Below are 3,700 nucleotides of genomic sequence, written 5' to 3' on the forward strand. Positions count from 1 at the left end.
CATCCACTGCAAAACCCTGCGCGCGGGTCTGGCGTAACTGCGCCATCCAATCGTCGAACGCAGGCGGATCGTCCCAGCGTAACTGGTCAAACCGCGCCTTCAATTCCGCCACCGGATAATCGCCGAACGCCGCAATACAGCGCCCCGTCGCGCTGATCAGCGCCGGGAAGCGGCTGCCGACCCGGGTGCTGAGCTGAAACCCGCTGCCCGACTGCGCCATGGCGACGACGATCATATGATCGAGGCCCACGGCCTGCACCCCCAACATGGTCAGGCCAAAACGCTGCGCCAGCCGGTCGAGCAGCGGTTGCGCCAGATCGTTGAACGGATCGCGCCGCAACCAATGCCGCGCCAGCGTCAGCACGCCCGCCTCCAGCGCATAGCGTTTGGTGTCTGCGTCGAACGACACCAGCTCCTCCTCCGCCAGCGCGCGCAGGACATAGAGGCAGGTGGACGGCACCAGCCCCAATTCCTTGGCGATCGCCTGAACGCCCAAAGGCCGGTCGCTCCGTCCCAATAACCGCAGGATCGCCGCCGCGCGGGTTATGGCAGGAGCCTTACTGTCCTTCACCGCCGCCGCGACCTTGCGGACGGGGGAGGGGGAACGCGCGCGGATCAGGTCACTCATGCAACAGGCCTCCATCGCTCCGGCGATGGAGCAGAGTGTTCAATATATAGAACATTGTTCGCGATTTACAATGAATGAGTCGCCATGACATGCAGGGCCCATCATGACGAAGGCGGCTCTTCCGCCATTCGACAGAGTGAATGGACGGGACGGATGGCCAAACTCACCGACTATAGCAGCTATGCCGATGCGCAGGCGCATGCGACGTCCGACGCCCCCTGGGATCTGTTCGACGGCGACCGCGATCATCTCAACATCGCGCATGAATGCATCACCCGCCACGCCGATGGCGGCGGCCGCGCCGCCGTCCGCATCGCCCACGCCGATGGCCGCGATGAAATTCTCAGCTTCGATACAATTTCGGCAGGTGCCGCGCGCTTTGCCCATTGGCTCGATGCAGAGGGCGTTCTACCCGGCGAACGCATCGCCTTCATGCTCGAACCCTCTTTGCCCTTCTATGTCTGCCTGTTCGGGGCGATGCAGACCGGTGCAATTTCGGTGCCGCTCTTCACCCTGTTCGGTCCCGATGCGCTGCGCCTGCGCGTCGACGACTGCAAGCCGACCATCCTGATCACCAACAGCGAAAAGGCAGACCTCGCCCGCAGCATGAACGGCCCCCGCGTCGTCGTTGCCGATGACGGCTTGCTGGACGAGATTGAGAAATATCCCGCGACCTATACGCCCAAGACCAAGGCGAATGACCTAGCGGTATTCCAATATACGTCCGGCACCACCCGCGAACTACCCGAAGCGGTCAAGCATAGCCACCGCGCGCTGGTGACGCTGATGTTCGCCGCGCTCTACGGCACCGGCATCCGGCCGGGCGACGAATTTTTCTGCCCCTCCTCGCCCGCTTGGGGGCATGGCCTGTGGCATGGGACGCTCGCCCCGCTGGGGCTGGGCGTGACCACCGGCACCTTTGCTGGTCGCTTCGATCCCGTCCGCCTCATGCAAGCGCTGGACGATTACCAGATCACCAATATGTCGGCCGCCGCGACCCATTATCGCATGATGAAGAATAGCGGCAAGGCGGAGGACTTTGCCTTCCACTTCCAGAAGCTATCCTACACCGGCGAACCGATCGACCCGGCAACGCTCGACTTCATCGATACCTATTTCAAAGTGCCCGCCTGCTCCATGTACGGCACGACCGAAATCGGCGTGGTGCTGGTCAATTATCCGGGTGCCGATGATTTCACCGTCAAGCCCGGTTCGCTCGGCAAAGCCGTGCCCGGCCAGAAGCTACAAGTCCAGCGCCCTGATGGCACACCGTCCACCCCCGGCGAGATCGGCGAACTGATGCTGTGGCGGCGCGACAAGTGGGAAACCACCAAGGACCGCGCGAAGATCGACGAAGACGGCTATTTCTATCACTGCGGCCGCGCCGACGACGTCATCATTTCGGCCGGCTGGACGATGAGCGCGGTCGAGATCGAAAACACGCTGCTCAAACATCCCGTGGTGTTGGAATGTGCGGTCATCGGTGTCCCCGACCCGCAACGCGGCCAGGTGGTCAAGGCGTTCGTCATCGCCAATTGCGACGGCAGCGACGCGCTGGTGAAGGAACTCCAGACCTTCACCCGCGAAAAACTCGCCCAGCATGAATTCCCCCGCGTCGTGGAATTCGTGACCGACCTGCCCAAGACCCCGGCCGGCAAGGTTCACCGCAAAATCCTTCGAGACCGCGAGGCCGCCAAACTGGTCGAACCCGCGATCTAAAAAACCCTCCCCTGCAAGGGGAGGGGGACCGGCGAAGCCGGTGGAGGGGTGTCACCCTATCGAGACGGGAACACCCCTCCGTCTGGCCTGCGGCCATCCATCTCCCCTTGCCGGGGAGGAATTAAAATTATGCATTATCAGGAGAAAAGACATGGCAACACTGGCGGAAGCCCCCACCAATAAATTCCCCAAGATCACCGAAGAAGGCCTGGACGACCTGCGCAAGCGCATTGGCGTTAAGATCGAAAATACGGTCGAACCTTGGAATTATGAAGCGACCCGCGACGCGATCCGTCACTATGCCCATGGCATTGGCGACGATAATCCCCTGTGGTGCGATCCGGCCTATGCCGAAAAGACCAAATATGGCTCGCTCGTTGCGCTGCCCAGCTTCCTGTTCACGACCAGCCGCATCATTTCGGGCTATTGCGGCGGCCTGTCGGGCGTCCATGCCATGTGGGCGGGGGCCGACTGGACCTGGCACAAGCCGGTGCTGCGCAACGACACGATCCGCACCGAAGCCTATCTCAAGGATTTGGTCGAACATAATACCAAGTTCGCTGGCCGCAGCTTCCAGCAGATCTACCATGTCGACTTCTTCAACCAGTCGGGCGACAAGGTGGCCGAAGGCGACAGCTGGGTATTCCGCACCGACCGCGACGAAGCCCGCGAACGCGGCACCAAATATACCGAAGCGCGTGGCCGCGTGGAGCAATATACCGAGGAAGAACTCGCCGAATTCACCCGCCTCTACAGCCAAGAGGAAATTCGCGGCTCGGTGCCCCGCTATTGGGAAGACGTGCAAGTCGGCGACGAACTGCCGCGCATGATGAAGGGGCCGATGACGGTCACCGGCTTCATCTGCTACGCGCAGGGCTGGGGCGGTCTTTATATTCGCGCCAACAAGCTGGCCAATCAGATGCAGCAGGCGCATCCGGGCCTTGGCATCCGCAACCGCTTCAACGTGCCAGACTGCCCGGAGCGGGTCCATTGGGACGAAGCCTTCGCGCTCGAAGTCGGCGCGCCCGGCGCCTATGATTATGGCCCGGAACGGTGCAGCTGGCTGACCCATCACATCACCAACTGGATCGGTGACGACGGCTTCCTGACGCGCAGCAAGTGCCAGATCCGCCGTCATAATCCCGATGGCGACGCGATCTACATCGACGGCAGTGTCATCCGCAAGTTCGAGGAAAGCGGCAAGAAATATGTCGAGATCCAGCAGCAGGCGACCACCCATCGCGGCGAAGTCTCCGCCTTCGGCACCTCGATCGCCGAATTGCCGAGCAAACCAGCCTGATCCTGTAACGGGGTAGGAGAGGAGGGCCGCCGCCGCAGCGATATGCGGCGGCG

Annotated in this window: 3 protein-coding genes; 2 read left to right on the top strand and 1 reads right to left on the bottom strand. The window is 62.1% G+C overall.

All coding sequences use genetic code 11. The features are described 5' to 3' along the window. On the bottom strand, positions 1-628 hold a 628-nt coding region (locus IL54_RS01060), incomplete at its 3' end, for an IclR family transcriptional regulator (RefSeq protein WP_037472523.1). Positions 629-781: 153 nt separating this feature from the next. On the opposite strand from IL54_RS01060, the gene IL54_RS01065 reads away from it, so the two are divergent. Further along, positions 782-2,347: an acyl-CoA synthetase gene (locus IL54_RS01065; protein ID WP_037472284.1), complete on the top strand. Its 1,566-nt coding sequence runs from the start codon at positions 782-784 to the stop codon at positions 2,345-2,347. A gap of 151 nt (positions 2,348-2,498) precedes the next feature. Continuing rightward, the gene (locus IL54_RS01070; RefSeq protein WP_037472286.1) at positions 2,499-3,647 is read left to right on the top strand and encodes an FAS1-like dehydratase domain-containing protein; all 1,149 of its coding nucleotides are present in this window, start codon (positions 2,499-2,501) and stop codon (positions 3,645-3,647) included. Positions 3,648-3,700 lie beyond the last annotated feature (53 nt).

The sequence above is a fragment of the Sphingobium sp. ba1 genome (assembly GCF_000743655.1).
GTDB lineage: Bacteria > Pseudomonadota > Alphaproteobacteria > Sphingomonadales > Sphingomonadaceae > Sphingobium.